This is a genomic window from Fulvivirga aurantia (genome assembly GCF_009711475.1).
GTDB classification, from domain to species: Bacteria; Bacteroidota; Bacteroidia; order Cytophagales; family Cyclobacteriaceae; genus Fulvivirga; species Fulvivirga aurantia.
The window spans coordinates 715-1453 of the sequence record NZ_SMMD01000274.1; the positions used below are offsets into that span (position 1 = coordinate 715).

At 35.9% G+C, this 739-nt stretch carries 2 protein-coding genes; both read left to right on the forward strand.

The genetic code is table 11. The features are described from left to right. Positions 1-236 (forward strand): UDP binding domain-containing protein (locus E1176_RS20860; RefSeq protein ID WP_281349500.1); only part of this gene is annotated, 236 nt, incomplete at its 5' end. Positions 237-252: 16 nt separating this feature from the next. Further along, positions 253-739 (forward strand): polysaccharide biosynthesis protein (locus tag E1176_RS01095; RefSeq protein ID WP_155208741.1); only part of this gene is annotated, 487 nt, incomplete at its 3' end.

Consider the following 739-nt stretch of genomic DNA (forward strand, 5'->3'; position numbering starts at 1 on the left):
ATGATTTGAGAGAGAGCCCAGCTTTGAAGGTTACGCAAACTCTAATAAATGATGGATTTTATGTTCTACCAGTAGAGCCAAACTTAAACTCACATTCTTCTATAGATTTAATACCCTTTCAGGAAGCATTCACTGAGTGCGACCTGCTAGTCTATTTAGTCAATCATCGTGATTTTAAGGATCTTAATCTGAGTCACAAGATAGTACTTGATTTTTGTGGCACGAAATTTATTTGAGCAAATAACTACAATTATGTTTAAAAACAAGACATTACTGATAACTGGAGGTACGGGGTCATTTGGCAATGCAGTTTTACAAAAATTTCTAAAATCTGATCTTGGTGAAATTCGCATTTTCAGTAGAGATGAAAAGAAACAAGAAGACATGAGAATTCAGTATAAAAATGATAAACTCAACTTCATTGTTGGTGATATAAGAGATTTTGATAGTATTAATAATGCAATGAGGGGAGTCGATTATGTATTTCATGCAGCAGCCCTAAAGCAAGTGCCATCTTGTGAATTTTACCCCATTCAGGCGATCCAAACCAATATTATGGGTGCGGAAAATGTCCTTGAGGCCGTAGCCATTAATAATGTAAAAAAAACCATTGTCCTAAGCACTGACAAGGCTGTTTATCCTATAAATACAATGGGAATGTCAAAGGCATTAATGGAAAAGCTAGCGATATCTAAGGCCAGGGATTCTCGCGTTAGACAAAATAAAGGTGTAATCTGCG